The following is a 21,393-nucleotide window of genomic DNA, read 5'->3' on the forward strand; positions in this document are numbered from 1 at the left end:
ACGTAGTCATCGGGGTATTCGTCCCACAGCCGGGGAAGGGTACGTAAGGGCCGTTTGTGACGACGGGGATGTCGGCGCGCGCCACTTCCGACGTGCCTTTTGTGACGGAGAACGCGAAGCGCGACGGGCGCACGGGGTAGACGAGCTGCATGGACATGCCGGGGACGTACTGGGCGCGGTTGCCGTCGACGTAGAACCACATGGCGAGTCCGTGGCCGGAGGGGTTGTCAATCTCCGAGACTGCATCGCCGTCATGGCGCATGAGGCGGCAGGAGAGCGCCACGGGGGAGTAGGCACCTGTCATGGTGTCGTATCTCACGGCGGTGACCGAGGGGACGAGCGTCCATGTCACGGAGTCAGCGCCCGGCTCTCCCGGCTGTCCGTCGGATACAAATGGTATTGTAACCGTGTAGACAGTGATTCCTGAAAGAACGAGGTACGCGGTAACTCCGGAGGCTTGTACATTGACGGATATTCCGTCATCGGGGCTATAACTGAAATCCGGCGCGGAATCATTGCCCAGACCGTACGAACAGGTAACGCTTATCCCTTCTGTCCCCCAAGAAGATGGAGGCACGGTGACCGGGGTGTCATCTCCTGTCTGACGGATCACGCGCAGGGTGATTCTATCGATATCCGAGACAAGGCTGCCCCCGCTCCATCTCAGAGGGACAGAGCTGCAGGAGGGGACGAGGCGGTAAGAGACGGCATCCTTTCCGGGGACAGGCGTGCGGTTGAACCGGATTGTGCGTACGGCGGAGGCTTTCATGTGTCAGACGGCGATTATGGTGAGCGATATGTCATTGCCCTGCACGCAGTCAGCACGGGTGACCGTAAAGCTTGAGACCGCCTTGTCCTTGGTGGCCGGATTCAGTATGTTGCCGGCAAAATCGGTCATTATGAACAGGAACTGAGTGCCCGGGATCGGTGATTTTGATTTACGTGTGACGAGCTTAGGGGTGTAGACTACCTGAGAATTCCCGTTTGTGTCCTCGTCGATGGTCTCGTCCTCCGGCACGGGGTAGGGTTCGATGTCGTAGGGGTCGCTGGTGTCCATTACCGATGCCATGTCGGAGATCTTCTCTCCATTTTTCTCAGCTTCGACACGGTACATGGCGGAGGTCTGGACATCGGCTTCGGCAACTGTCAGAGATTCGCCGGTGGCTATCTGGATCCATCCGGGGGTGAGGGATGAACTACTGTCGCTGACATCCATCTTATACCATTTGAAAGTCCATCCCGAGTCAACCGCACCTCCTTTAAGGACCTTTGCCGTCAGACGGCATGATCCACCCTTTTCGGTGATGGCGAAGTTGTCCGGGGAGGCGATGGTGACTTTCGCGCTGTCACCTGACCGCTGCGAGATTGGTATCGGGTATGATGCGCGGATACGGTCAGCGACAGTGCTGTTGGGCGGATTCACTACGGCTACCATATTTATGACAATCGAGGCCCAGCCGGTTAGTTCGGGGAGATTCCGGAGTATCTGCAGTCCATGATATATGTTGCCGCTTCCGGGTGTAATTTTTTTGAACACTCCGGCGTAGTCAGTGTTGAGCGTGCCACCGGCCTGAAGTCCGGATGACAGGCCGTCAGATCCGAAGAGTATGCGGTCATCGCCGATATAATATTCCATGTCGGCGGGTGTGACCGCTCCCTCGCTGCGGGAGTTTGTCAGGAGGAAGTTCAGCTCAGGCCGGTAATAGGGGCTTGTGGTGTCCTCGAAGGACGGCAGGACGGATGTGCCCGCTGTCTGGGAGGCGTATTCCTGAAAGAGATCGCCGGCCGGAGACATTATATTGGCCACGTACGTACCGGACTTCATGTTGAATTTTATGGTACGGGTAGCTGATGCCTTGCTGATCATAGGTCAACCTCGCTTTCTTTGTCATTTGTCACCGTGTCATTGTTACCGGGGACGGCCTTGTCAGTGCCATCCTCTGTGCTGCTGTCGCTGTCCTGATCTTTGTCTTGGATGGATTGCCCTGATCCGTCAGGTTCGTCCGCTCCGTCAGGTTCGTCCGGCATGATGAACCGGTCATCCGTAGCGACAGGGAGGGGTCGGAGCACTGAACCGTCCTGTTCCTGACGCGCTTCCCAAGGCTGAAGGGGGAGCGCGCCGATACGCCCGCAGATCTGAGGAATCTCATAGAGTTTTCCGAAGGCGAGCATGTCTGCCTGCCACAAGAGATAATTCCCGTCAGAGAGTTTCAGACGCAGCCTGTCGACGTTGAGATGGGCTGCGACAAGCGGATTCGCTTTTATGTATAATGCCATATCGAATAGATTGAAATTGTGAATGTAATATCATGTCAGCGGACAAGAAGTATCTTTCCGTCCACGGTGAGTATGCAGCCGTCCACGGTCAGCGCTTTAAGCGGCTGGCGCGGAGTGACATCAAGGGCGAGCACTCCGCCCAATGAGTCCGACATGAGCGATGTGGACAGGCGCGGTGCGATACCTGTGCCTATCTGCTGATATGTCAGGGTGGCGGCGGCCTTGTTGGTGGCCATGAACCAGCATACATCGAAGTTCTCCGAGACCTGCGAATCAGTGAGTATGCTGATTGTGTCACGCACCTCGCAACGTGGAAATATGTACGGAGTGCGCGGGATATTGTAGGGGGCGTCCAGCATGTCGAACCAGTATTCCGGGATGCGGCGTACGAACGTGACTGTACGGACGGGGGTCGAGGGGGTGACGGTCTGCGAGGCCGGATTGCCGGAGGCGTCATACAGCGCCAAGCAGCGGACGGTCAGGGAATCGCAGATGAGGGTTCGGTCAACAGTGAGCTTGGAACCGTCAGCCGAGATTTCACCCCAGTAGTCGAGAAGGCTGTCGCCGACGGCGCTCCATGTGCCGTCATCACGCAGGACTTCCCAGATGAACTTCCGTTGGGAGGCGGGGATGTCTTCCTTCCCGATGCTCAATCTGGCCGTGATGACCTGAAGGGGGTTATGACGTACGGGGTTGTATATGACCTGAGGGGGTGTGTCGATCTCAAAGCGCATGGAGGCCGCTTCCGTGTTGCTGCGCAGGATCTTGGACAGATTGAACCTGAATATCTGGCCTGTACGCGGGTCGACGAACTCTGCCTGAAACGTCAGTGTCAGCGGGAGTGCGGGGTCAATGTTGTGTCTGACCTGTATCTGGCCGGCGTCTGACGATCCTTCCGCCCCTATGATGTAGCCGGGATCTGTGGTGGAGATGATGCTTGTCTTTCCTGCGAGCGTGGCGTACCATCTGATGTTGGCGAGGCGGGAATTGATGTCGCCGGAGGGGATGATTCCGTCAAGGTCAATGACGGAGATATTGGCCCTGACGGTCAGCGGTGTGAGGGTGTAGTCCGGTGTGTATGTACCCGTGTTGGCATCAAATGTCTGTCTGTCCGGGACTGAGCCTGTCACCGTGATGGACTGCGAGGGCTGCAGGGGCTTATAATTGAAGTCGAATCTTCTTGTTACTTTCATGTCGATATTGATGTGCTGTATCAGTATTCAAATGATGTGGATGCGACGGGCTCGGAAGGAGAACCGTCGCGTAACGTGACGGTGGCCGTGAAGCGGAGTGTCTTGGGGGTGTATCCGTTGAAGTCACAGTCGTCGCGCGTGATTGTTATGCTTTTTCCCGCTCCTATGCGTTTTGCCGCCCATGCCGCGTCAGATGCAGGGCGCGGACGGCCTTCCGCGTCCTCGGAATAGCGTGTCCAGACTACATCTGCGTCAAGTATGTCGTCCGTTATGTCCTGATTGTACATCCATGCCACGATTTCCAGCGGGCATTCGAAGGAGTCAGGATCAAAGAGGTAGTCCGTGTCACGGAATTCGACGGTGAAGTAGGGATTGCCTTCAATGAACATCCAGTCCGTTGATGACCATTCAGGAATCTGGCCAGTGCCGGTGACGAGACAGCGGAAACGGCAACTGCCGTACCATACGTCCGATGTCTCGATAACTCCGGTGGCGGGGTTGAGTGTCTGGTAGTAGTATGTGGCCTGAGGGTCATATATGCCACGGTCAACGATCGATACGCGGGAGGCTTCGAGATGCAGCCTGATGGCCTGTTCAAGAATCTCAAGTGCGGTGCGGGCTTTGTTAAGCGCGGTGTCGGCTTCGCGTATGGCCTGTTCGATGTCATCAGTGAGATTGGCCTGATATACCTTGCGCAGCAGCTTCAGCAGCTCTTCAAGGATGATACCGAGGCGCATGGGGGAGATGGAATCCTGAATGATTTCGTTTTTCAGGGATTCTATTTTTGCTTTAAGCGCGGAGACATCGAGCATGGGTGGGAGTTTTTTATGACAAATTTAGCGGGAGGGCGCATGGTGATAAAAGACAAATCACTATGTGTAGCCTTTGCGACGGTAGTAGGCTGTGTCGGCACGGAATTTGTCAGAGTCAAGGGAGGAACAGAACATGCCTTTGAATTCATCGGCAAGGGATTCGGCCATGAAGTCGCGGAGGTTAAGGACGGATGAGTAGTATTTTGTGCTGAACCACCGCCGGGGCTCGCGTGGATGGCCACTCGTCTCGCCTCCACCCCATTTCGGGCCTCGTTTTCTCGGTTCGTCAAGCTTGTGTTCCCTGCGGTAGTCAGCATCAAGGCACTTCACGTCACCGGTATTCCCATGAGGGATTTCGCGTCCTGTGCCGAGATCCTGCCAAAGTCCGTATTCAAGGAAGGTTTGCGACAGTGTGATGTCATAGAACCGGCCGTCAGCCCTGACTTTGAGTGCGAGGGGGGAGCGCCACAGTGAGCCGGTATGATATACGCCCAGCTGTCTTATGCGCTCCTGCCAGATGTCGATCATGGTGCTGTTCCAGCCATTGACGAATTTACGCCTTTCTTCTTCGGCTGTCATTCGGATTCCCATTCGTCAGGATTGTATGTGAGGTCAGTGTATGTGTCGACTGCGATCTGGAAGAAGGCGCAGGCGCAGCCGGTGAAGAAGTAGCGGTCAATCTCGGTGAAGGAGATGCGGGGGTCAATGAATATGCTGTTTTCCTCAAGGCGGATCTTTTCAAGGCATAGGACTGTCATGAACTGCCGGAAGAGCTCGCGCATGCCCTCAAGCATCCGCTCGCGGGCTTTTACGTCGGCGACGGGATGGCGGCGGGCGAGAAAGATGGTTTTGACCCGGCGGGTGTGCGGGGTGTTCTCGATGTCGAGACCTCCCTGAGATTCGTCGCTGACGGCGACGAATGCCTTTGAAGAGTGCATTGTCCCGAGGGCTTCATGGAAGCCTTCGAGGGAGGATACGCGCGCGAAACGGTATTCATGGGCTTTCGCAAGACGGTTTCGGGCGGTGAGACGCTCAAAGAAGGCTGCTGCGTCCCAGTGGAAATTCGAGTCGTTCATTTCTGTACTGGTGTTATTTTTTGTTGTATCTGCGGCGGAGTTCTTCATATTCGCGGGCCTGTGCATCAAGCTCCGTGAGCGCCCTCATTGCGTCAAGGGCGAGGATTTCGCGCTCCTTGGTGATGTCACCCTTGGTGAGTGCCCTGATCTGTGCGTCAATGCCTCGGCGGATTTCGTCATAGGTGGGTGGGAGTGGTTCTTCGTCATTCCCGACTGTCTTAAAGAAGTCCGGGAACTGGACCGATACGAGGTTCTTGACCCCTGCCCACCAGAAAAATATCCCGAGGGTGGCGGCGTCATCCGGGCGGATGTCTTCCTTGCGGTAGAGGATCGCCGCCATCTGTCTCAGCAATGTGTCATCTGGATCGAGCTGGTAGCGCTGCCAGAGTGTTTCGCATGCAAGCCATGAGTCAAATGACAGTCCGGTGGAGAGGTCCGCGGGTATGGCTTCCGCTCCGTCAACGCTGTCGAGCCGGACGGGTTCGAGGGGCGGCAGTCTTATCCAGTCCAAATGCGAGATGGCCGATGCCAGTACGGCTGCAGTGAGTGTGAATTCACGGCCGGCGTGCCGGAAGATGTCGCCGGAGGTGCAGGGGCATACGAGGGTGATGCCTGTCCAGCGGAGGAAACAGAGTGTCTGTACACGCGCTACGGTATTGGCGACGTAGGCTTCACGGGAGGGGAATGCGGTATGGAGGCTGGCGCGGTTGACGGACACCATTGCCGACAGCAGGAAACGGAGCTGTTCCTGTGTCAGCTCAGTCCATGAGCGCGGAACTGTAACGTCGATTGTCATCAGAAGAAGAATCCGCCCTTTACGGTGTTTTTGAATGGTTCGACCCTGAGTTTATCGCCCATTTCAGATTCCCAGATTTCACGGATTTCAGAAGAATATCCGATTTCCCGGATCACGGGTTCGACAAGATGCCATATTTCATGGGGGTCAGGGCAGCGGGTTTTCTGGTCGCGCGAATGGCAGGCAATATACCGCAGCTCGGCACGACGGATCATCTGCCATAGATTCTTTTCGTCAACAGATGCTTCCGGATTATAAATGGCGCCACGAAGCTTAAGCATGAGCTTCCTGCCGAGATATTCATGTTCAAGCTCTGTCTGAAACCTGAGTGCGATGTCACGCATGGCCCGATAGGCGGAGAGCAGGTCCGTATCCCTCTTACAGCTCTGTGCGTCATCGAGCCCGAACAGGAATGTTGCGAGCCAGTAATCCCCCATGGCGGTGTCGCGCCATCCGGGGGTATCGAGAAGCATCATGATCAGGGTCTGGAGGTTTGCGTCAACGGAGGACTTCAGGGAGGCGACGAGGCGTTCGACGCGCTCCTTTGAGGCCGGGGCACGGCCGTCAGTACTTATGACGGCGAAACCTGCGGGGCTGAGTGTGATGTCCAGCGATGGCACCGCCTCGGCGAAGGCTTTGCATACGATTATCTTCTTGGCGAAAATTCCGACCGAAGGGGAAGGTTCATAGCCTTCGCCTATAAAATTGCCGGTGAGCCAAGCTGCGGCGGATTCGAGCCACGGCCTCAGTTTGTCAATGAGCAGATCCTCTCCTTCAACTTCGTGTATGACATTCGGTATCAGGGAGCGTAGCTCGGCATTAGTCATTGTCTGTATCATTGTTTTCAGATTTTGCGGATACTTCTTTTGCGTCGGAGTGTTCGTCAAGAGTGGTCAGCTGCATGAAGGGGCAGTCAACATGCACTCCTTTCCACTTGTTGAAGCGTATTATTATTTCATGTACGAGGAAGAGAATGTCATGATAGGGCTTCTGGAGGGCCTGTGCGATGGTGTAGAGTTCACGTTTGTCCGATCCGGAGTTGTTTGTCTGGGCTTTCCCGGGCACTGAGCCGACGAGGTTCGAGTGGACGCGCATGGTGAAACAGACCATGTTGACGGCTTCGGCGATGTCGCTTTCCCAGTCGCCCCCTTCCTTTGTCCTGCTGTCGATGGAGGTGACGGTTATGTCGGGCGATTCTCCCTTGCCGTCAAGGGAGATGCTTTTCGGTGTGAACAGCACTGCTCCGGTGTTCTCCACGTTGGTGAGGAATTCGAGCATTTCCTGTTTTTTCTCGTTCATCAGTTCTTCCCGCTTCTTGTGGTCGACGATGTGCCGGCTTGTGAAAAGGTTGTCCCAGTAGCGGGGGAGACCTCGATGACGTATTTTATTGGGCGCGGCGTTTTTTAATTTGGATGTCTTGGCTTCTCCGATCAGCCGCTTTATGTTGTACCAGCTTCCTTTGAAAAGGGCTGCGTAGTGGGGGATGGGATAATACATGGAGTCCACGCCCGGAAATTTGGTGAGGATGGCGAATTTACGGACGGAGGTGACTTTATCACCGGCGCTGTTTCCGCGTGTTGCCCGGAGGCCCATGCGCTGCTGGAGATCCTTCCACGGGGAGCGCGGGTCAAGAAGGTCGATTACCTCGACCGTGTCAGATTGCGAGAGATTGCGGAACGGGGCGAACAGTATCTTGGTTATCCGGCCTGTCTTCGGGTCAGCGGGACAGAAGCGGCAGTAACAGGCGGGCTTGCGGTGAAGCTCGACAATCCTGTCGCCGGCATCATTCAGGATTATGACGGTGACGGCGAAGTTGAAGTGTTTGAGGTCCTGACATACGCCGAGGAAGTAGTCAGGCATGGGATTGTCAAGGAGGAAGTCCTCGACTTCCGCCCTGACTGCTTCGGTGGCAGCCCCGGTACAGTATTTAAGGCCGCTGCCATAGCAGACTTCGGCATTGAAGATCTGGCATGTGGAGAGGGTCTCGTCCTTTTCGATAAGGTCAATGAGGTTATAGGGCAGCATGTCATCTGCTCCCCATGTGACGTATTCGATGCCGTCAGGGGTACGGGTGATGTTGCAGTTGTCGGCGTCGCGGAAAACGGCGGCGGTGGAGGTGACGATTGCTGCCCTGACGTTGGTACGGGGGACATGATGGACTGAGAGGGTGTCGAAGCTGTAAGGCTGTGGCCTGTCGGCCGTGTGACTTGTCTTTTTCATTACTGGAGAGAGTGGACTGGGTTTTACAGGTAGACATCGAAGTCATCAATGCCTATGATGCAGACGTCATGGATGGTGCGGATTTCGCCGGACCGTACGGATTTGACTGACCTTGTGCCCTTGTAGCGGTCAAAGCTGAGCGATATGATGTCGCTGAATTCGATAAGGCGGCCTTTAACGGTGACGACCCGGAGCGAGACGCGCTCGCCACGGTCAAGCATGGCGCGTGCCTGTGATATGTGGATGGCTTTTTTCATTGCTGTGGACGGTGGTTTTCTGACTGTGCCGGTGTCAGGTGAATTCGGCTGTAAATTCCTGTGTGAATATGTGTGTGCGACCGGGCATGAGTCCTCCCATTTCATCCAAGGAGAGACGTGGACGCTTCCCGGGAAGCGGAATGTGAATTTGAGGGATGTTAGCGTGTCATCGCTGTTGTCGGCCTCGAGTGTATGGTCAGTTATTATGACGGGACATTCCTCAATGGATGTGCAGAGGCTTATGTCACGCGAGCCGATGAGCTGTTCGATTTCACCGGCCTGTGCGACGGTGAGTGGTGCTGTCTGCACTTCATAGGTGCGCTCGGAGGTGCGGTTATACTGGGTGAACCTGTCGGAACATACGGCTGTCTCCCGGTCAAATATGGTTTTACGGCTGACTGTGCCGACTATATCGAGGTATTCGACGGCGTTGAATATGTTGCGGAAACGGAAGGTGAGATAAAAGGGGTGGTCAACGATGTAGAAGAGTTTCTGCCGGCGGCCATGGCTGACGGTGAAGTAGGCGGCTTTCTCGACGGGGGCGTTGTCACCGGCCGGGGTGGCCGCGGCGAATCCGATGATGTCACTGACGGCGAATGAGAGGTGGTCAGCGCCGGGGGTGCGGGTGAATGTGCGTTCGGCCGAGGTCAGCGATCCCGCTGCGTCAAACCCTACGAGGCGGACACGGTAGGTGGCCGGCCCGTCCGGGAGGTGGGCGAGGGAGACGGCTGATCCGGTATGCACGATGGTGTGCCCTGAGGCGCACAGGAATGACAGCGCGGGGTCAAAGTCAGCGGGAAGTTCGTATTCGCAATGCAGGGCGGTGAAGGTGGCGGCCACGTCATCAAAGCGTATCTCTATGTCATCGGACATGAGGCCGAGGGCGCGGAAGCGCTCCTCGATGAGCGTGCCGATGTCGGTGAATTCGACAATGCCGTCAAAGGGATAGAGCGTGGTGGAGAATATGATGTCATGCGCGGCGGCAGGACTGCGCACAATCTCGACCGTCAGTTTCGGCCTGTCGGTACTGACGCGTAAGGAGTACAAGGCCGATGTAAGGACGGGCAAATCCGGGGACGGGGGGTTGAGTATCACTGTTGACATGATGCAAATTTATTCTGCGTGGGAGCGGGGATAAAAGACAAACAAGGCGAGTGGCACTACCACATATCAGGAGTGCCACTCGCCGGCGCGGGTTTCCCCCTGCGAGGACGTGGTAAATGCGGGAGGGAGATTTATTCCCTCCCGCGTGGAATCATTCAGGCTGTTCGTCATTCAATATGTATCGTGCAGCTTTTTCAGCTCTTGATGCAGCCCATACAATGGCCACAGGGTCATTTTTAAGAGCACGACGCCAGCCTTGTATATATGCCACGGAATTTCTGAAGGCTTTTTCCGTGTCAACGCCTGTGCGGTGGCACAGCATGGCAGCGGAAATCTCGGCTACAAGTTCTTCACGCGAATAATCTTCAGAACCGAAAAACGTTATACCCTGCGACGCTTTCCGATTGCAGCGTGATTCGGTTAGTGTGGAATGGCTTAATTCGTGGAACGTGGTTGAGTAGTATTCGGCGATGTCTGCAAACTGAGACGGATTCGGGACTTTTACGCTATCGTCAAATGGTCTGTAAAACGCTCTGTCAGATGCAGAGTTATCAAAATTTATATTTTCCCGGCTGATATAGGCTGAAATTACGGCTTCCGCTGTATTATCAAGTGTATGCGTGTAACCTGATGTGTCGATTTGCGGGCAATCTATGCCGTTAATATCGCTCTGATGAAATACGCGGTACATTTTCAGCATTGGTATATTTTTTTTCATCGGAGATTCTGCTTCGTTCTCATCTTTCGAACCTATCACTATATTTGAGTCAACAGTGAGTGTCTTATAGAAAAAAATAGCTTCTGATTTTGCGCCCTTACGGATGTGACCGCCTCGCTCTTTCACTTGTTTAAATGTGAAATAGAAACCCGGACGTTGACCGAGAAGAAGCTGATTTAAGAGGGAATAAGGCTTGTTAGTGGCACCGCTACGGCAGGAGAAAGAAGCCGCCCAAGGCTTTTGCCATGAAATTTCGCCCTTATCGAGCATTTCTATGATTTTGGCGGTGACTTGTTCGTATATTTCAGATTTCATTAGGAAGAAAAGTATTGAATTTATAAAAAAGAAAGGAGAATGAGTATGTAGATTATTTTATGGAAACACTGGCCTGTGCCTTTGCCCGATTGCATATTGCGCCTGTGCGCTGTATTTCCCACAGAAGGAGTTCAAAGGCTCTACGCGCTATATAGAGACCATGACGCTTTTGCAAACTAAAAGCATAATCCATGGCATTTGCCGCATTTGAAAAGATTATTGACTCTGTGGTGGTACGCTCGGCCATGTGATAAATACCTACTGACAGGCGACCTGCTACATAAGTGGCATTTATAAAAGATGGTACGATAAAGTTGTTCGGATTCTGGATGGTGTTGGCTGTCTGTTGCATGGTAATCATTATTTTTTCATGTTATTTATTTGTGATGTCAGCATCCGAAGAAGATGCGGAAGAATGCTTTATTGACCTCTACCTCGAAATGAGCGGAGCCGTTATTAGACGTGCGGCCATTTATCGGATTGGAGGAGAGGTGAGCAGCTTTTATAAGCTCTTGGGATTTATTGATTTCAGGCTTCTGTGAGCCAGCGGGCTGTACTTTATTCATGATTTTCTTTTCCATTTTTCGTCCTTGTTATCGAGTTTGATTTAGCTTTTACATTGCAAGGAGAGGGTGGACGAAAGCTCCAGAGGCAAATTTTTGGAGGAAAATACTCTGCCGCAGGGAGGAAGATTTTCAACCAAAGCGAAGCCCAATTTGCATGGTGCGTGTCTGCCCTAACTTCGCGATGTAAATTGCGTCCAAATCAAACCGGATGCAAGGACTCCGGGAAAATGGATAGGAAAACAAAAAAGATGTACAGCCCGCCGGATCACAGAGGCCGGTGCATGCAGAAATCAAGAAATACCAAGAGAAATGAGTCAGGGATAGAAACCGACAGGCCGAGACTCCGGCTCGGTGCAACGCATGATAGCCCGGCCCGCAGGGAGACTCCATGAAAGAAAAAAAGGCCGTCCACCGGCGTGACCGGGAACGACCTGAGGAGAGATTTTTAAGGAGAGAGGAGAACGGTGTGTCAGGAAGGGGGTGAACGTGTCTTGCGCATGGAATAGCCCACTGGAACGGCTATGGCGATAACCAGTATGAACAGGAGATATATAAGGGGGTGTTTAAGGATGATAGCGGAGATCCGCGCGTGTCCCGGGTGTCCTGCTGCATGGCGGATCCGCTACTGGCAGAAAGATCTATGTTATCCTGTACAGAGGCGTTGGAATGCCCGCCGGTGTCAATCGTGGCCGAATCCTTTGTTACGGCATGCCCGACGGTGATTGTCATCGGTGCGGGAGGAAGTCCGGGATGTAATGTGTCCGGGGGATAGAATACGATTTCCAGTCCGGACAGTTCCATTGCGCGGGTGGCTGCGAGCAGGGTGTGGAATCCATTATCAGCACGATAAACATGTGTGGCGTCAAGATCAATCCGTGAGGAGTCCGCATAGTCAGTGCGGGTCTGCCTTGAGGAGTGGCAGGAGCAGAAGGAGAGGAGGAGAATGAGTATCAGGATCGGATACGGGCTGGTCAGAAGTCGCATAGCTTGAAGGATGGACATGCTTTGTTTGCAAATTCGTGGTGACAGTGTATGGTCGCTCCGGGATATCTCAGCTGCAGAGAGGCCACAAGATCATGCAATGATTTTTTCTGAGCCGGTGTGCGGGTGTCCTTGGGTGTCACTCCGTCAGTGGCGCACCCGCCGATGTAGCTGATTCCGATGGAGCATGCGTTCTGGCCGAGGCAGTGCGCTCCGACGACGGATTCCGGGCGGCCGGGATGGACGGTGCCGTCGCGGGAGATGACGTAGTGATAGCCAATGTCACTGAACCCCTGCGCAAGATGCCACTGCCGGATCTGTTCTACTGTAAAGTCCTGACCTTCCGGGGTGGCGGTGCAGTGGAGGATTATTTTGGTGATGCTCCGGCGATAAGGGGCTATTCCTAGCGCCGACCATGTCTTAGGGCCGACGATGCCGTCAGCCTCAAGCCCCTGAGAAAACTGATATGTTCTGACTGCTTCTTCGGTGACCGGGCCGAAAATGCCGTCAGCAATGAGCGCGAGGCTCGATTGCAAGGTGCGGACATCCTGTCCGCGGCTTCCTAAGCGTAGTGTCTGCATGATGGATCGGGTTTTGTACGGTGTTCAAACAGGGTCATTATCACAGGATTTTTTTATTTCGATATTCATAAGCGAGCCGGCTATGGCGATGATTTTGGCGAAGAGGATGAGGGTGACGTTGCTCAGCTGTCCGACGGGAGGGCTGAAGAAATCGTAGAGGATGAGCGCCACGGCCACTATGATCAGTGTGATTCCGAGAATGTGGCGGTGGGTCTGAATGGTGGACTTTTTCATTGCGGAGAGTGATGGATGATTATGGCGCAAAGTTACGCCGGGATGTATTTACGGAAAAAGACAGTACGAGTCACATGACGCCGGATACGTCCATGAATGAGCTGCCGAAGTAGGGGAATTTCTCACAGCCGATGTAGAGGGTGTCGAAGGCGTCGGTGCCATCGGTGCGGAGTTCGAGGCGGTCATCCTCGGTCTCGGCCAGTTTTTCGCCTGATTTGTCCTTATGGAAGCCGTTGCGGCCACGGTGACTCCGGCGGACTGTACGGCGAGGATCAGATCGTCATTGTTCTGGCGGTTGAAATATGGTGTGAGACGGTTTTTGCCGGCAAAGGCGTTGTTGATGAGATGGTATTTTTCCTCGTGGCGCATTGGATTGCCAAGCGGAATTGCCACGATGTGCCATCCGTGTTTTTTGAATTCGTCGATTATGGTGTACCTGAAGTCGACCGAGTTGACCGCATAGTTAGATCCGAGAGCGGTAGTGTCATAATAATAAACCACCGTCTTACATTTGTGATGTGCGTAATACCGGCAGAATTCAGCTATCAGTGCCGGCAGTTTGCGTTCGTATTTAACATAGAACGATTTCAGGATATTCAGGCGGTTCAGGCTCTCGTCAGCCTGTCCGGCTACAATCCAGTTGATGTTGGCATTGTAGTCCATGCCGATGCAGATAGGACGGTAGGGGCGAGGTCGCGGTCAGCACGGCAGTCAAGTGCGTCAGGCTGGAAATCGTAGCCGAGATTGTCGAGATACCCGAAATCGCTGTCGTTGTATTTGTGATCCTCTTTCATGGATGAGTAGAAGCCATCGCGGGCAATGCCTATCTTCCGACACATTATCGAGGTCTGGAAGGTGAGGGGCGTGAGGTCGCGTTTCATATCGCGAAGGTATTGTTCGCCCAGCAGTTCGACGTTTTCGACCGAGGAGTATTCGCGATAATATGTGGCCACTGAGCGGAGCTTGTTGATGTTTGCGTCAAGGCGACGGAGATGGCCACGGAGGTATGCGGGCGGCTCGATGCCTTTTTCCTCATTTCGAGGATTTTCTGTTTAAGCCTCCATTGCTCGTAGACTCCTGCCTCGATGGCTCGGATGATTTCCGGGTTCATCTTCTTTTCGTATTCGAGAAACCATGAGCCTTTTTTACTCTGCGGCATGTCGGAAATAATTAGGACAGCATGGTTGAAAGAATGGCGAGAGAAGTGAGTCTTGATACCACCATTGGCGGGGAATGTTTCCTCATGTAGAGCGACCGGGTCAATGAACTTTGCCTCGTCGATAAGGAGCCAAGAGAGAGTGAGACCGTTTGATGAACCGGCACGGTCCTGAGAAATCATAATGGCTACAGAGCCATTATAGAAAGAGATTACATTTTCCCACTGGTGCGGCTCGATAATAGGAGTGGCGAAGGACTTAGGCGGTCGACGCCCTACAACGTAGTGAACGCCTTTTTTATAGCCCATCTCGCCCATGCGGCAAAAAGAGCCGGAAGTGTGTTTGTGAGGCCATGCTTGAATGTAGGCACGACAATGCCGCCCGAAGACCCGGACATGCGTTGCATCATCTTTAGGGCGTATGGGGCCGCTATGGAGTCGGTTTTACCAGTACGACGCCCGGCGACGATAACAGTAGTTCTCGCAGCTACAAGTTGGGCCATCATCTGCGGGCGGTTGAAGTATGTCGGTTTAGCCTTGGGGTTGGTCAGTTCCATCGGAGAGAGGTGCAAAAAGTTGTTTTTCTTCGAGGTCGGCTTCTTCGAACTCGACATCATCAATGTCACGGAAATCGCGCGACAGCTCCTTGGTGAGCCTTGCGATATAGTTGTAGGCATCGGGGATGGGTTCAAGCCCGAGTACACGGACATCGAGTGTGGCGCAGAAGGGCTGAATGACGATATCGTCATATGGCATTGTCATCTCATCCTCCATGTCGACGCGGTTATATTTGGCGTAAGAGGCTGCGACGCGTTCCATAGTTTTCGTGTCCTTGCGTGCCTTGGCCATTGCATACGTCTCAAGAAACATTTCATTTGCACGCGCCCTGTGGAAATCGCGGGATTTCTGCGAGAGGAGAGGCACGAGCTGATGAATGATATTTATATCAGAATAGGCCGTCGACTGCGAGACATCATATCGAGACATGATGGCGTCGCGCAACTGGCGGTCTTTCATTGACGGATTCGCGAGCCAATAGTTATACATCTCGCGGAGGCGCAGAACGCGCTCAGCGAGGGCGAGCGGGTATTTTTCGCGCAGCTCGTCTTCGGCGGCAAAGAGGTCGACCTTGCAAGCCTCAAGCGGAGAGAGGAGATTGGGCATAAAGGTGTGGGATTTTTGCGCTATTCGTCATCTTCCATATCGAGCAATGCCCGCTCTGACATCTCCAGAGCCACGGGCGAACCGACACGGGCGAGCATGGCCATCTGTTTGCGGTTCTCGATTTTCTGTGAGAGTTTGCCTTTGAAGTAGGCCTTGCGCGCTGGAGAGTCGGCCATTGCGATATCGCTCTTGAATTCCTCTTCGGGAAGGTCAAGGGTGATCGCTATTTCGGTAGGTGTGATGTAGAGTGCCGCCATCTGTTCAATGGTGGTCAACTGTCTGGCTGAATATATCATGGAATGGTACTGATTGGCGGGTTATTACATAATCGAGCTGCTGATACAGGCTGTCAAACACGGCAGTGTCGGTGGTGATGAATCCGGATTCGTAGCGATTGCCACGGGTAAGGTTCTGCGACATGACGACGGCCACTTTCCATTGCTCATTCGATACGAGCAGGATTTTTGAGTGGTTGTCGGCAAGGTGGCATCGTCCGATTGTCTGTGCGATGAACGGCCATAGCTTCAGTGTCTTGTTCGTGGCCTTGAAATCAAGCACGATGTCAAGAGAGCGCACAAGGCCTTCCTTTTCGATGAAAAATATCCGGCGTAGAAATTCTTCAGAAATCGAGAAGGAGGTCATCCGTATGTCCGCCGGGCCTGTCTGGGACAGCGTCCATCTGAGGATGTCGGCTACCTGCAGCGCATTGCTCAGATATGCCTGACAGCCTTTCCGGAGAGCGGTGACAGGATGTCGGCTATTGATTCACGGCGGTTGATCATATCAGTCCGGCTGCTGCCATTTTTTCACGGATGGTGACCGTGGGGGAGTCAATTTTCGCATACGTGGCCCGGATGCGGTCAGCCAGTGCGTCATCGGGATTGGCGGGGTCATATTTCCCGAGGAGCAGATGTATTACGCGCGCGGCATTCCGTGATTCTGAACGCGGATCGGTGACGAGCTGCACTGATGCGGGCGGTGTGCCTTTGATGTAGTGGTCATACCGATTCCAGTTCTCCCGGTAGAGTGTGTCGAGGGCGATGATTTCCTTTGCCCAAGGGTAACGGTCAGAGTCAGGGCATGTGGAGTTCTCGGGCGTGATCATCCGTATCTGCAGATGGCACTCGCGTATTTTGCGGTGAATCTCTGCGTTATCGAGATACAGCTGCCTGATTTCGTCCGGCAGTTCGTCATGGTCAGCCCGTTTGCCTCGCTGCAGCTCTGTCCGTCCGGTCAGCCCTTGAGTATTCCCAAGTCCATGTGCGCGTGCGATGGCGTCAACTTCGGAGAGCATGGAGCTGACCTGACTGTGCGTTATGTCGGCGAGACGGTTTTTGTATATCTTATTCAGGTGATATTCGATAGTGCCGGCATGACGCGCGAGATTGCGGGTGACGTTGGCGTACAGGATTCTGTTCCTTGTGACCCGCAGCAGTAGATCCGCTCCTTCATGGAGGGAACGCTGCGAGGGTTCTGTTTCAAGCCATTCCTTGATTTTAGGGGTGAGTTCGAGGTCGATCATACATTAAATGGTGTTTTTACTTTGGCTCATCCGGCAATGCTCCGGTGGCTCAAAGCTTGTTGTTTATTCCGGCGACAAAGAGTGTGTTCCTGCCGTGTGCCAGTAAAAGTTCGTGCATGCCCCTGAGGGTAGAACCGGTGGTGACAAAGTCATCGAATACAATGACATTAGGCTCTGCCGGGAGTATGTTAAGCGTGAAGACCGCGTTGATTCTCTGCCGTGAACGGCAGATGGCGACATCCTCGTAGAAGGGGATCTGCAACCGTTCGCCGATCTGCCGGCATATAAGGGTGGCAAAGTTGTGCTCCTTGTGGCGGCGTTTGGGTGAGGTGCAGATACACCAGTGGCCGGCGGATATGGCCGTGCCGAGGTAACTGATGAGAAAGTCCGACACGGCTTCCGCGAAATGCGGTATTTCAGCCGGGTCAGACTTTATCTCGGAAAGGGTTCTTCCCATGAGTGACTTTTGCCACAATGACAGAAACCATAGTCCGGCCCGTGGCGTGATTCTCGGGCGAAAGGTGAAATTGCACCTTGCCTCTGTGGTTTTGTCCCATGCCTTGCGCTTGCTGACGGCGAAGATGTCCTTGACGGACGAACGGCCATCGCGGGACGGATCACCGAGGGCCGGCGAGCCGTCAGCCACCTCGAAGTCCGCGAGGATGGAGGTGATGCCGGCCAGCAGCCCTGCGGTGTTCCCGTCAGCGGGTTCAGGCTGCTTCATTGATGATGCCGTCCTCGGTTTCGATAGGACCGGTATAGAAGGGGGTCTCCACGGGGTCATCCGCTTCGACAAGGATTGTCGTGCCGGCTGTGCCGGTGGCGCCCTGTCCGTTGTCACGCGAGGGAGATACGAGCGCTCCGTCATATTTCTCGCAACCGATCACGCGGTATTTGCCCCTCATGTCCTCGACGAGCACGACGATGCGGGTGTTGATGAGCGATGTGGAGGCGCTGGCGGCTTCCTCGTCAATTTTCGGATGAACGAACGAGCCTGTGACCTTGAATGTGCGCGATGGTTCTTCGCCCTGTGGCTCGGATTTGAACTCGGCTTTGCCGGGAAGGTGGTCCAGCGCATGCCATTTCTCGCCTTCGGCGAGCTTGAATGCCCCGGTGTAGACTGATGACGTCGGGCGTTCGTATTCGTCGACGGGGATTTCTGGCCAGCCGACAATCGCGCCGAGGGCTATGTACCAAGCACGGCGCTTAATGCCCGGTGTGACGGGCGCACCCTGACAATATTTCATATCGCGCAGGGTGCTGAAACATTTGTTGTTAGTAGCTTCTGACATAATTCTGCATGATTAGCGGTTAGGCGGCGAGATCGATGAAGCGGAAACGGCGCGGGTCGATGGTGCGGAACTGGAATCCGAGCCACATGTCGGAGGCCATGGAGAGGTCATAGTGGCCTGAGCGCATGATATCGACCGATGTCTGGTCAGCGTCATTGTAGGTGCCGTAAAGAAGGTTTGATGTCTGGGTGACGATTGCCTTGTCTGTGCCGTCAAGTTCGGGTACGGGTATAAGTGTGAGCTTATGGCCGGAACCTTCGACATAGGGCTGGTCATACTGCTTGTTGTAGACGAGGCCGTTGTGCGTGAGAAGATATGATTCGTTATAGGCATCCGCGAATGAGGTGGGGCAGAGCATTACGTTGTTCTCACGGCGGAGGAACTGGTTCGACGAGAATACGATCTCCTTGGCGATGTCACAGGCATTCGCGTTAGTGACGGCCTCCCCGACCTTGTAGAGATTGCCTTTGGCGACGGATATGTTGCCGTCCTCGATTTCCTGCTGGGCGATGGTGAGAAGGCCGTCGCAGAGGTCAAGGGTGGTGTCACCGTCGGGGTCGCGCTTTCCGGTGAAGGCGCACTGTGCGATGTGCTGACCGCGGGCTTTCACGAGCTGTGCGAGCACGAGGAAGGTGGTGCCGGCTTTTTTGATGGCTTCGGTTATTACGGGGTCATGGTAACCGAGGGGGATGTCGAGATAGTCGACGGGTGCGAAGGTCTCGATCACGTTGCCATGAAATGTCTCGATTTCGCGGTAGTCGATGTTTACGGATGCTTTGGATACGCGGTCGCGCTTGAAGGGGGCGAACTGCGATTTGCCTGATATTTCTCCGAAACGGCGTTTGCCACGGAGCTTCTTGACAGGCACGAAATATTTCAGTACGTCAGCGGCAGCACGGATGGGGAGCTGTCGGAGGACGGGATCCCACTGTATGCAGGTGTCCTTATACTGCTGAAGCACTTCGTCTGTGATGACGATTTTTGCTGAGTTGTCTGACATTGTGGAGAGAGATTGAGGTTAGAGGATTAGACGAGTCCGTCGCAGAGGGCGTCGCAGATTTTATCGATGTCGAGGCCGTTGAGAGGATTTGTGTCCTTGGAGGTGTCGGTGACACCGGTGGTGGCAGAGGCGGGCTCTTTGACGAGGTCAGCGATCTTTGCGTTGAGCTGGTTGATGGTGCTGTCTTTCTCGGTGATTTTTGCATTGAGGCCGTTGACGGCGGCTGCATGCCCTGACAGGGCGTTCTCAATGCTGACGGCCTGTTCTTCAGTGATGGTGAGCTTGCCGTCAGCAACAGTGACCGTGACACCGAGAAGGGCGGCGATGGCTGTGAGCGGTTTTGACATTTGATGATCGGTTTGTGCTGCCGGGGGCATTCGTGCCTCGGCAGCGGGTTTGGATTGTTGAGAGGTGAATAACTGCGCGAGACGTTCAAGGAATGATCCTTTCCTGACACCGACCGGGGGCATGGGGATTCCCTCTTTTGCGAACGCGTCAGCCACAACATCGGTGATTTCGGGGGCTGCGTCCTCCGGATCATCGGTGATTTCATCGACAAAGCCCCATTCGAGCGCCTGTCTGGCGGTGAGCCATGCGCCTTCTTTCATGAGGGCGAGCAGCTCGTCCTTTGGCTTTTTGCAGCGCGAGGCGTACATGCCGGCTATACAGCCGTCGATGGTGTCATTGTCCTTTCTGAGTTTTTCGAGGTCGGCGATATGGGCGGCGAGTTCGTCGGCGTTCATATAGTCCCACTCGAAAACCACACTCATGCACTTGTGCACGAGGAAGAGGGCGTTTGCGTCGATGGAAACGTGCTTGGCCCCATCGAGGCGATGGTGGCTGCGGAGGCGTTCATGCCGACGTAGTGGCAGTGGACGTTGCCATGTAGCTTGAAGAGAGAGGAAATCGAGAGGGCTGTGTTGACACGCGCTCCGGTGGAGTCAATCAATACGCAGACCTCTTTGTCCTTGTGTCTGTCAAGGACGGCGTTGACCATGTCGGCGGAGAAATCCCAGTCGCCGACATAGCCCTTGAGGTAGAGATTGTAATTTTTTGGCATAGCGGTTGATTGTCTATGCCGCAAAATTATGTGGCGCGGGCTGCGTGGTAAAAGACTATAAAGGCTGTCAGATGATGCAGGGGAGCACTGATTTCTGTGCGATGTGGGTGACATTGTAGGTGCGGACTGCGGGGCTGCCTCCCGGCTCGCCTGTGGTGTCCGAATAGTTCATCACCGGGAACCGTCCTTCGCGTGTGCCTACGAGATATTGTTTTCCTCCCGCACCCGTGACCACGAAGGCGATGTGCTCGCCTTCGGGCAAAGGGTGGACAGTAGTGAATTCCAGTGTCGATTTTTCCTGTCGTGAGCCATTGACCTTTGTGCCTTCCCAACGGAGGGTCGGGCGGCCGACGAATGCGACCTGTTCCGACGGGGCTGCGATGGCGATCATGCAGCCGCAGATGGATTGCAGCATCAGTCCTGAAGGAAGGTCAGTGCAGCGGACAATCTGAATTTTTCTGATTCCGGGAAGGGTGTGGAAACTCATGGCTACGGGTGTTTCGGGTGGATTGGACGGGATGTGCGTTCTGGTAATTATCGCTTTTGAAGTCAATGGGTATTAACATATTTTAACTGCGATGCGCTTGACTTTTTTTCCGCATGCGTGAGTACATCTGGCGGATGGTCTCCCAATTGCGTTCGGAGCGGTCAATGCCGTGGCGGTCCATGAAGTCATAGATGATGTCGGTGATCTGGACATCGTGGCTGAACAGTTCGTGGAGCTCGTTGAAGAGCGTGGCCTGAAAGAGTTTCTTACAGGCGGAGATCAAGGCTGACTGTCCTGTCGGAGAGAGGTAGTTGAACGTGGCGGGATTCAGCCCCTTGAATGTCGGTACTTCCACTGGTAGTGATGAGTGGCCGTGGTCATGCTGACTGTGGCCGGGTGACTTGCGTAGTAACGAGGCGAGGACGGCGCGGGGGCTGAACCCCTTGGAAACACTACTCTCCCCGATTCTGAATCCCAGAAATCATGACGAAGCCACTGTTCAAGATATTCAGGCGGATTGATGTAGACTGAAAATTGCGACATGTGATAATATACTATGGTTTATGTTAACTGATTATATAT

The 21,393-nt window shown here is 54.2% G+C and carries 32 protein-coding genes; 1 reads left to right on the forward strand and 31 read right to left on the reverse strand.

Annotation, left to right across the window (positions count from 1 at the left end):
• Nucleotides 1-253: 253 nt before the first annotated feature.
• On the forward strand, nt 254-427 hold the full coding sequence (locus E7747_RS07655) for a hypothetical protein (protein ID WP_228449290.1): 174 nt from the start codon (nt 254-256) through the stop codon (nt 425-427).
• 345 nt (nt 428-772) lie between these two features.
• Here the strand turns inward: E7747_RS07655 and E7747_RS07660 are convergent, their stop codons facing one another.
• The 31 genes from E7747_RS07660 to E7747_RS07790 form a co-directional block, all read right to left on the reverse strand.
• The gene (locus E7747_RS07660) at nt 773-1,825 is read right to left on the reverse strand and encodes a hypothetical protein (RefSeq protein WP_168185279.1); all 1,053 of its coding nucleotides are present in this window, start codon (nt 1,823-1,825) and stop codon (nt 773-775) included.
• Between the two features lie 38 nt (nt 1,826-1,863).
• Nucleotides 1,864-2,277 carry a hypothetical protein gene (locus tag E7747_RS07665; protein ID WP_136415159.1) on the reverse strand — a complete coding sequence of 138 codons (414 nt, stop codon included), beginning with the start codon at nt 2,275-2,277 and terminating at the stop codon, nt 1,864-1,866.
• A 35-nt stretch (nt 2,278-2,312) separates the two neighbouring features.
• On the reverse strand, nt 2,313-3,470 hold the full coding sequence (locus E7747_RS07670; protein WP_136415161.1) for a hypothetical protein: 1,158 nt from the start codon (nt 3,468-3,470) through the stop codon (nt 2,313-2,315).
• A gap of 20 nt (nt 3,471-3,490) precedes the next feature.
• Nucleotides 3,491-4,282 (reverse strand): hypothetical protein, encoded by a 792-nt coding sequence (locus tag E7747_RS07675; RefSeq protein ID WP_136415163.1) that lies wholly within the window; start codon nt 4,280-4,282, stop codon nt 3,491-3,493.
• A gap of 60 nt (nt 4,283-4,342) precedes the next feature.
• Nucleotides 4,343-4,873: a hypothetical protein gene (locus tag E7747_RS07680; RefSeq protein ID WP_136415165.1), complete on the reverse strand. Its 531-nt coding sequence runs from the start codon at nt 4,871-4,873 to the stop codon at nt 4,343-4,345.
• Nucleotides 4,858-5,358 carry a hypothetical protein gene (locus E7747_RS07685; RefSeq protein WP_136415166.1) on the reverse strand — a complete coding sequence of 167 codons (501 nt, stop codon included), beginning with the start codon at nt 5,356-5,358 and terminating at the stop codon, nt 4,858-4,860. The genes E7747_RS07680 and E7747_RS07685 overlap by 16 nt, the downstream gene beginning before the upstream one ends.
• Nucleotides 5,359-5,371: 13 nt before the next feature.
• The gene (locus tag E7747_RS07690) at nt 5,372-6,154 is read right to left on the reverse strand and encodes a hypothetical protein (RefSeq protein ID WP_136415168.1); all 783 of its coding nucleotides are present in this window, start codon (nt 6,152-6,154) and stop codon (nt 5,372-5,374) included.
• Nucleotides 6,154-6,993 carry a DUF6712 family protein gene (locus tag E7747_RS07695; protein WP_136415170.1) on the reverse strand — a complete coding sequence of 280 codons (840 nt, stop codon included), beginning with the start codon at nt 6,991-6,993 and terminating at the stop codon, nt 6,154-6,156. The genes E7747_RS07690 and E7747_RS07695 overlap by 1 nt, the downstream gene beginning before the upstream one ends.
• A complete protein-coding gene (locus tag E7747_RS07700; protein ID WP_228449291.1) occupies nt 6,974-8,374 on the reverse strand; it encodes a hypothetical protein in 1,401 nt (466 codons plus the stop codon). Before E7747_RS07700 ends, E7747_RS07695 begins: the two co-directional genes overlap by 20 nt.
• Before the next feature lie 23 nt (nt 8,375-8,397).
• Nucleotides 8,398-9,735 carry a hypothetical protein gene (locus tag E7747_RS07705; RefSeq protein WP_136415172.1) on the reverse strand — a complete coding sequence of 446 codons (1,338 nt, stop codon included), beginning with the start codon at nt 9,733-9,735 and terminating at the stop codon, nt 8,398-8,400.
• 151 nt (nt 9,736-9,886) lie between these two features.
• Nucleotides 9,887-10,768 carry an ArdC family protein gene (locus E7747_RS07710; RefSeq protein ID WP_136415174.1) on the reverse strand — a complete coding sequence of 294 codons (882 nt, stop codon included), beginning with the start codon at nt 10,766-10,768 and terminating at the stop codon, nt 9,887-9,889.
• Nucleotides 10,769-10,820: 52 nt separating this feature from the next.
• Nucleotides 10,821-11,120 (reverse strand): hypothetical protein, encoded by a 300-nt coding sequence (locus E7747_RS07715; protein WP_136415176.1) that lies wholly within the window; start codon nt 11,118-11,120, stop codon nt 10,821-10,823.
• Between the two features lie 37 nt (nt 11,121-11,157).
• Nucleotides 11,158-11,334, reverse strand: coding sequence for a hypothetical protein (locus tag E7747_RS16545; protein WP_168185280.1), 177 nt, complete (start codon nt 11,332-11,334; stop codon nt 11,158-11,160).
• A 519-nt stretch (nt 11,335-11,853) separates the two neighbouring features.
• Nucleotides 11,854-12,318 carry a hypothetical protein gene (locus E7747_RS07720; protein ID WP_136415178.1) on the reverse strand — a complete coding sequence of 155 codons (465 nt, stop codon included), beginning with the start codon at nt 12,316-12,318 and terminating at the stop codon, nt 11,854-11,856.
• Nucleotides 12,306-12,896 (reverse strand): peptidoglycan recognition protein family protein, encoded by a 591-nt coding sequence (locus E7747_RS07725; RefSeq protein ID WP_136415180.1) that lies wholly within the window; start codon nt 12,894-12,896, stop codon nt 12,306-12,308. The genes E7747_RS07720 and E7747_RS07725 overlap by 13 nt, the downstream gene beginning before the upstream one ends.
• 24 nt (nt 12,897-12,920) lie before the next feature.
• Nucleotides 12,921-13,130 (reverse strand): hypothetical protein, encoded by a 210-nt coding sequence (locus tag E7747_RS07730; RefSeq protein ID WP_136415182.1) that lies wholly within the window; start codon nt 13,128-13,130, stop codon nt 12,921-12,923.
• Nucleotides 13,131-13,178: 48 nt separating this feature from the next.
• On the reverse strand, nt 13,179-13,793 hold the full coding sequence (locus E7747_RS16965; protein ID WP_228449292.1) for a hypothetical protein: 615 nt from the start codon (nt 13,791-13,793) through the stop codon (nt 13,179-13,181).
• On the reverse strand, nt 13,760-14,011 hold the full coding sequence (locus E7747_RS16970; protein ID WP_228449293.1) for a hypothetical protein: 252 nt from the start codon (nt 14,009-14,011) through the stop codon (nt 13,760-13,762). Before E7747_RS16970 ends, E7747_RS16965 begins: the two co-directional genes overlap by 34 nt.
• Nucleotides 14,008-14,595, reverse strand: coding sequence for a hypothetical protein (locus tag E7747_RS16975; protein ID WP_228449294.1), 588 nt, complete (start codon nt 14,593-14,595; stop codon nt 14,008-14,010). The genes E7747_RS16970 and E7747_RS16975 overlap by 4 nt, the downstream gene beginning before the upstream one ends.
• The gene (locus E7747_RS16980) at nt 14,562-14,843 is read right to left on the reverse strand and encodes a hypothetical protein (RefSeq protein WP_228449295.1); all 282 of its coding nucleotides are present in this window, start codon (nt 14,841-14,843) and stop codon (nt 14,562-14,564) included. The genes E7747_RS16975 and E7747_RS16980 overlap by 34 nt, the downstream gene beginning before the upstream one ends.
• On the reverse strand, nt 14,818-15,450 hold the full coding sequence (locus tag E7747_RS07740) for a hypothetical protein (RefSeq protein WP_136415183.1): 633 nt from the start codon (nt 15,448-15,450) through the stop codon (nt 14,818-14,820). The genes E7747_RS16980 and E7747_RS07740 overlap by 26 nt, the downstream gene beginning before the upstream one ends.
• A 20-nt stretch (nt 15,451-15,470) precedes the next feature.
• The gene (locus E7747_RS07745; RefSeq protein WP_136415185.1) at nt 15,471-15,725 is read right to left on the reverse strand and encodes a hypothetical protein; all 255 of its coding nucleotides are present in this window, start codon (nt 15,723-15,725) and stop codon (nt 15,471-15,473) included.
• The gene (locus tag E7747_RS07750) at nt 15,712-16,092 is read right to left on the reverse strand and encodes a hypothetical protein (protein WP_136415187.1); all 381 of its coding nucleotides are present in this window, start codon (nt 16,090-16,092) and stop codon (nt 15,712-15,714) included. Before E7747_RS07750 ends, E7747_RS07745 begins: the two co-directional genes overlap by 14 nt.
• 136 nt (nt 16,093-16,228) lie before the next feature.
• Nucleotides 16,229-16,972, reverse strand: a complete 744-nt coding sequence (locus tag E7747_RS07755) for a hypothetical protein (protein WP_136415189.1) — start codon at nt 16,970-16,972, stop codon at nt 16,229-16,231.
• Between the two features lie 49 nt (nt 16,973-17,021).
• Nucleotides 17,022-17,696 carry a hypothetical protein gene (locus tag E7747_RS07760; protein ID WP_136415190.1) on the reverse strand — a complete coding sequence of 225 codons (675 nt, stop codon included), beginning with the start codon at nt 17,694-17,696 and terminating at the stop codon, nt 17,022-17,024.
• Nucleotides 17,683-18,264 carry a hypothetical protein gene (locus E7747_RS07765; protein ID WP_136415192.1) on the reverse strand — a complete coding sequence of 194 codons (582 nt, stop codon included), beginning with the start codon at nt 18,262-18,264 and terminating at the stop codon, nt 17,683-17,685. The genes E7747_RS07760 and E7747_RS07765 overlap by 14 nt, the downstream gene beginning before the upstream one ends.
• A gap of 19 nt (nt 18,265-18,283) precedes the next feature.
• Entirely contained in the window at nt 18,284-19,264 is a 981-nt protein-coding gene (locus E7747_RS07770) for a hypothetical protein (protein ID WP_136415194.1), read from the reverse strand.
• 26 nt (nt 19,265-19,290) lie between these two features.
• Nucleotides 19,291-20,034: an ATP-dependent Clp protease proteolytic subunit gene (locus E7747_RS07775; protein WP_136415196.1), complete on the reverse strand. Its 744-nt coding sequence runs from the start codon at nt 20,032-20,034 to the stop codon at nt 19,291-19,293.
• Nucleotides 20,031-20,324 (reverse strand): hypothetical protein, encoded by a 294-nt coding sequence (locus E7747_RS07780; RefSeq protein ID WP_136415198.1) that lies wholly within the window; start codon nt 20,322-20,324, stop codon nt 20,031-20,033. The genes E7747_RS07775 and E7747_RS07780 overlap by 4 nt, the downstream gene beginning before the upstream one ends.
• Nucleotides 20,325-20,391: 67 nt before the next feature.
• Nucleotides 20,392-20,811 (reverse strand): hypothetical protein, encoded by a 420-nt coding sequence (locus E7747_RS07785; protein ID WP_136415200.1) that lies wholly within the window; start codon nt 20,809-20,811, stop codon nt 20,392-20,394.
• An 82-nt stretch (nt 20,812-20,893) separates the two neighbouring features.
• Entirely contained in the window at nt 20,894-21,166 is a 273-nt protein-coding gene (locus E7747_RS07790; protein ID WP_136415202.1) for a hypothetical protein, read from the reverse strand.
• Nucleotides 21,167-21,393 lie beyond the last annotated feature (227 nt).

This window comes from Duncaniella dubosii (assembly GCF_004803915.1).
Classification (GTDB): domain Bacteria; phylum Bacteroidota; class Bacteroidia; order Bacteroidales; family Muribaculaceae; genus Duncaniella; species Duncaniella dubosii.

What these genes read in the sequence shown, in the direction of transcription:
- E7747_RS07655 (WP_228449290.1), top strand. Translation starts at nt 254, where the DNA reads ATGGCGCATGAGGCGGCAGGAGAGCGCCACGGGGGAGTAGGCACCTGT.
- E7747_RS07660 (WP_168185279.1), bottom strand. Translation starts at nt 1,825, where the DNA reads ATGAAGTCCGGTACGTACGTGGCCAATATAATGTCTCCGGCCGGCGAT.
- E7747_RS07665 (WP_136415159.1), bottom strand. Translation starts at nt 2,277, where the DNA reads ATGGCATTATACATAAAAGCGAATCCGCTTGTCGCAGCCCATCTCAAC.
- E7747_RS07670 (WP_136415161.1), bottom strand. Translation starts at nt 3,470, where the DNA reads ATGAAAGTAACAAGAAGATTCGACTTCAATTATAAGCCCCTGCAGCCC.
- E7747_RS07675 (WP_136415163.1), bottom strand. Translation starts at nt 4,282, where the DNA reads ATGCTCGATGTCTCCGCGCTTAAAGCAAAAATAGAATCCCTGAAAAAC.
- E7747_RS07680 (WP_136415165.1), bottom strand. Translation starts at nt 4,873, where the DNA reads ATGGGAATCCGAATGACAGCCGAAGAAGAAAGGCGTAAATTCGTCAAT.
- E7747_RS07685 (WP_136415166.1), bottom strand. Translation starts at nt 5,358, where the DNA reads ATGAACGACTCGAATTTCCACTGGGACGCAGCAGCCTTCTTTGAGCGT.
- E7747_RS07690 (WP_136415168.1), bottom strand. Translation starts at nt 6,154, where the DNA reads ATGACAATCGACGTTACAGTTCCGCGCTCATGGACTGAGCTGACACAG.
- E7747_RS07695 (WP_136415170.1), bottom strand. Translation starts at nt 6,993, where the DNA reads ATGATACAGACAATGACTAATGCCGAGCTACGCTCCCTGATACCGAAT.
- E7747_RS07700 (WP_228449291.1), bottom strand. Translation starts at nt 8,374, where the DNA reads ATGAAAAAGACAAGTCACACGGCCGACAGGCCACAGCCTTACAGCTTC.
- E7747_RS07705 (WP_136415172.1), bottom strand. Translation starts at nt 9,735, where the DNA reads ATGTCAACAGTGATACTCAACCCCCCGTCCCCGGATTTGCCCGTCCTT.
- E7747_RS07710 (WP_136415174.1), bottom strand. Translation starts at nt 10,768, where the DNA reads ATGAAATCTGAAATATACGAACAAGTCACCGCCAAAATCATAGAAATG.
- E7747_RS07715 (WP_136415176.1), bottom strand. Translation starts at nt 11,120, where the DNA reads ATGCAACAGACAGCCAACACCATCCAGAATCCGAACAACTTTATCGTA.
- E7747_RS16545 (WP_168185280.1), bottom strand. Translation starts at nt 11,334, where the DNA reads ATGAATAAAGTACAGCCCGCTGGCTCACAGAAGCCTGAAATCAATAAA.
- E7747_RS07720 (WP_136415178.1), bottom strand. Translation starts at nt 12,318, where the DNA reads ATGCGACTTCTGACCAGCCCGTATCCGATCCTGATACTCATTCTCCTC.
- E7747_RS07725 (WP_136415180.1), bottom strand. Translation starts at nt 12,896, where the DNA reads ATGCAGACACTACGCTTAGGAAGCCGCGGACAGGATGTCCGCACCTTG.
- E7747_RS07730 (WP_136415182.1), bottom strand. Translation starts at nt 13,130, where the DNA reads ATGAAAAAGTCCACCATTCAGACCCACCGCCACATTCTCGGAATCACA.
- E7747_RS16965 (WP_228449292.1), bottom strand. Translation starts at nt 13,793, where the DNA reads ATGGACTACAATGCCAACATCAACTGGATTGTAGCCGGACAGGCTGAC.
- E7747_RS16970 (WP_228449293.1), bottom strand. Translation starts at nt 14,011, where the DNA reads ATGAAACGCGACCTCACGCCCCTCACCTTCCAGACCTCGATAATGTGT.
- E7747_RS16975 (WP_228449294.1), bottom strand. Translation starts at nt 14,595, where the DNA reads ATGGGCTATAAAAAAGGCGTTCACTACGTTGTAGGGCGTCGACCGCCT.
- E7747_RS16980 (WP_228449295.1), bottom strand. Translation starts at nt 14,843, where the DNA reads ATGGAACTGACCAACCCCAAGGCTAAACCGACATACTTCAACCGCCCG.
- E7747_RS07740 (WP_136415183.1), bottom strand. Translation starts at nt 15,450, where the DNA reads ATGCCCAATCTCCTCTCTCCGCTTGAGGCTTGCAAGGTCGACCTCTTT.
- E7747_RS07750 (WP_136415187.1), bottom strand. Translation starts at nt 16,092, where the DNA reads ATGACCTCCTTCTCGATTTCTGAAGAATTTCTACGCCGGATATTTTTC.
- E7747_RS07755 (WP_136415189.1), bottom strand. Translation starts at nt 16,972, where the DNA reads ATGATCGACCTCGAACTCACCCCTAAAATCAAGGAATGGCTTGAAACA.
- E7747_RS07760 (WP_136415190.1), bottom strand. Translation starts at nt 17,696, where the DNA reads ATGAAGCAGCCTGAACCCGCTGACGGGAACACCGCAGGGCTGCTGGCC.
- E7747_RS07765 (WP_136415192.1), bottom strand. Translation starts at nt 18,264, where the DNA reads ATGTCAGAAGCTACTAACAACAAATGTTTCAGCACCCTGCGCGATATG.
- E7747_RS07770 (WP_136415194.1), bottom strand. Translation starts at nt 19,264, where the DNA reads ATGTCAGACAACTCAGCAAAAATCGTCATCACAGACGAAGTGCTTCAG.
- E7747_RS07775 (WP_136415196.1), bottom strand. Translation starts at nt 20,034, where the DNA reads ATGAGTGTGGTTTTCGAGTGGGACTATATGAACGCCGACGAACTCGCC.
- E7747_RS07780 (WP_136415198.1), bottom strand. Translation starts at nt 20,324, where the DNA reads ATGCCAAAAAATTACAATCTCTACCTCAAGGGCTATGTCGGCGACTGG.
- E7747_RS07785 (WP_136415200.1), bottom strand. Translation starts at nt 20,811, where the DNA reads ATGAGTTTCCACACCCTTCCCGGAATCAGAAAAATTCAGATTGTCCGC.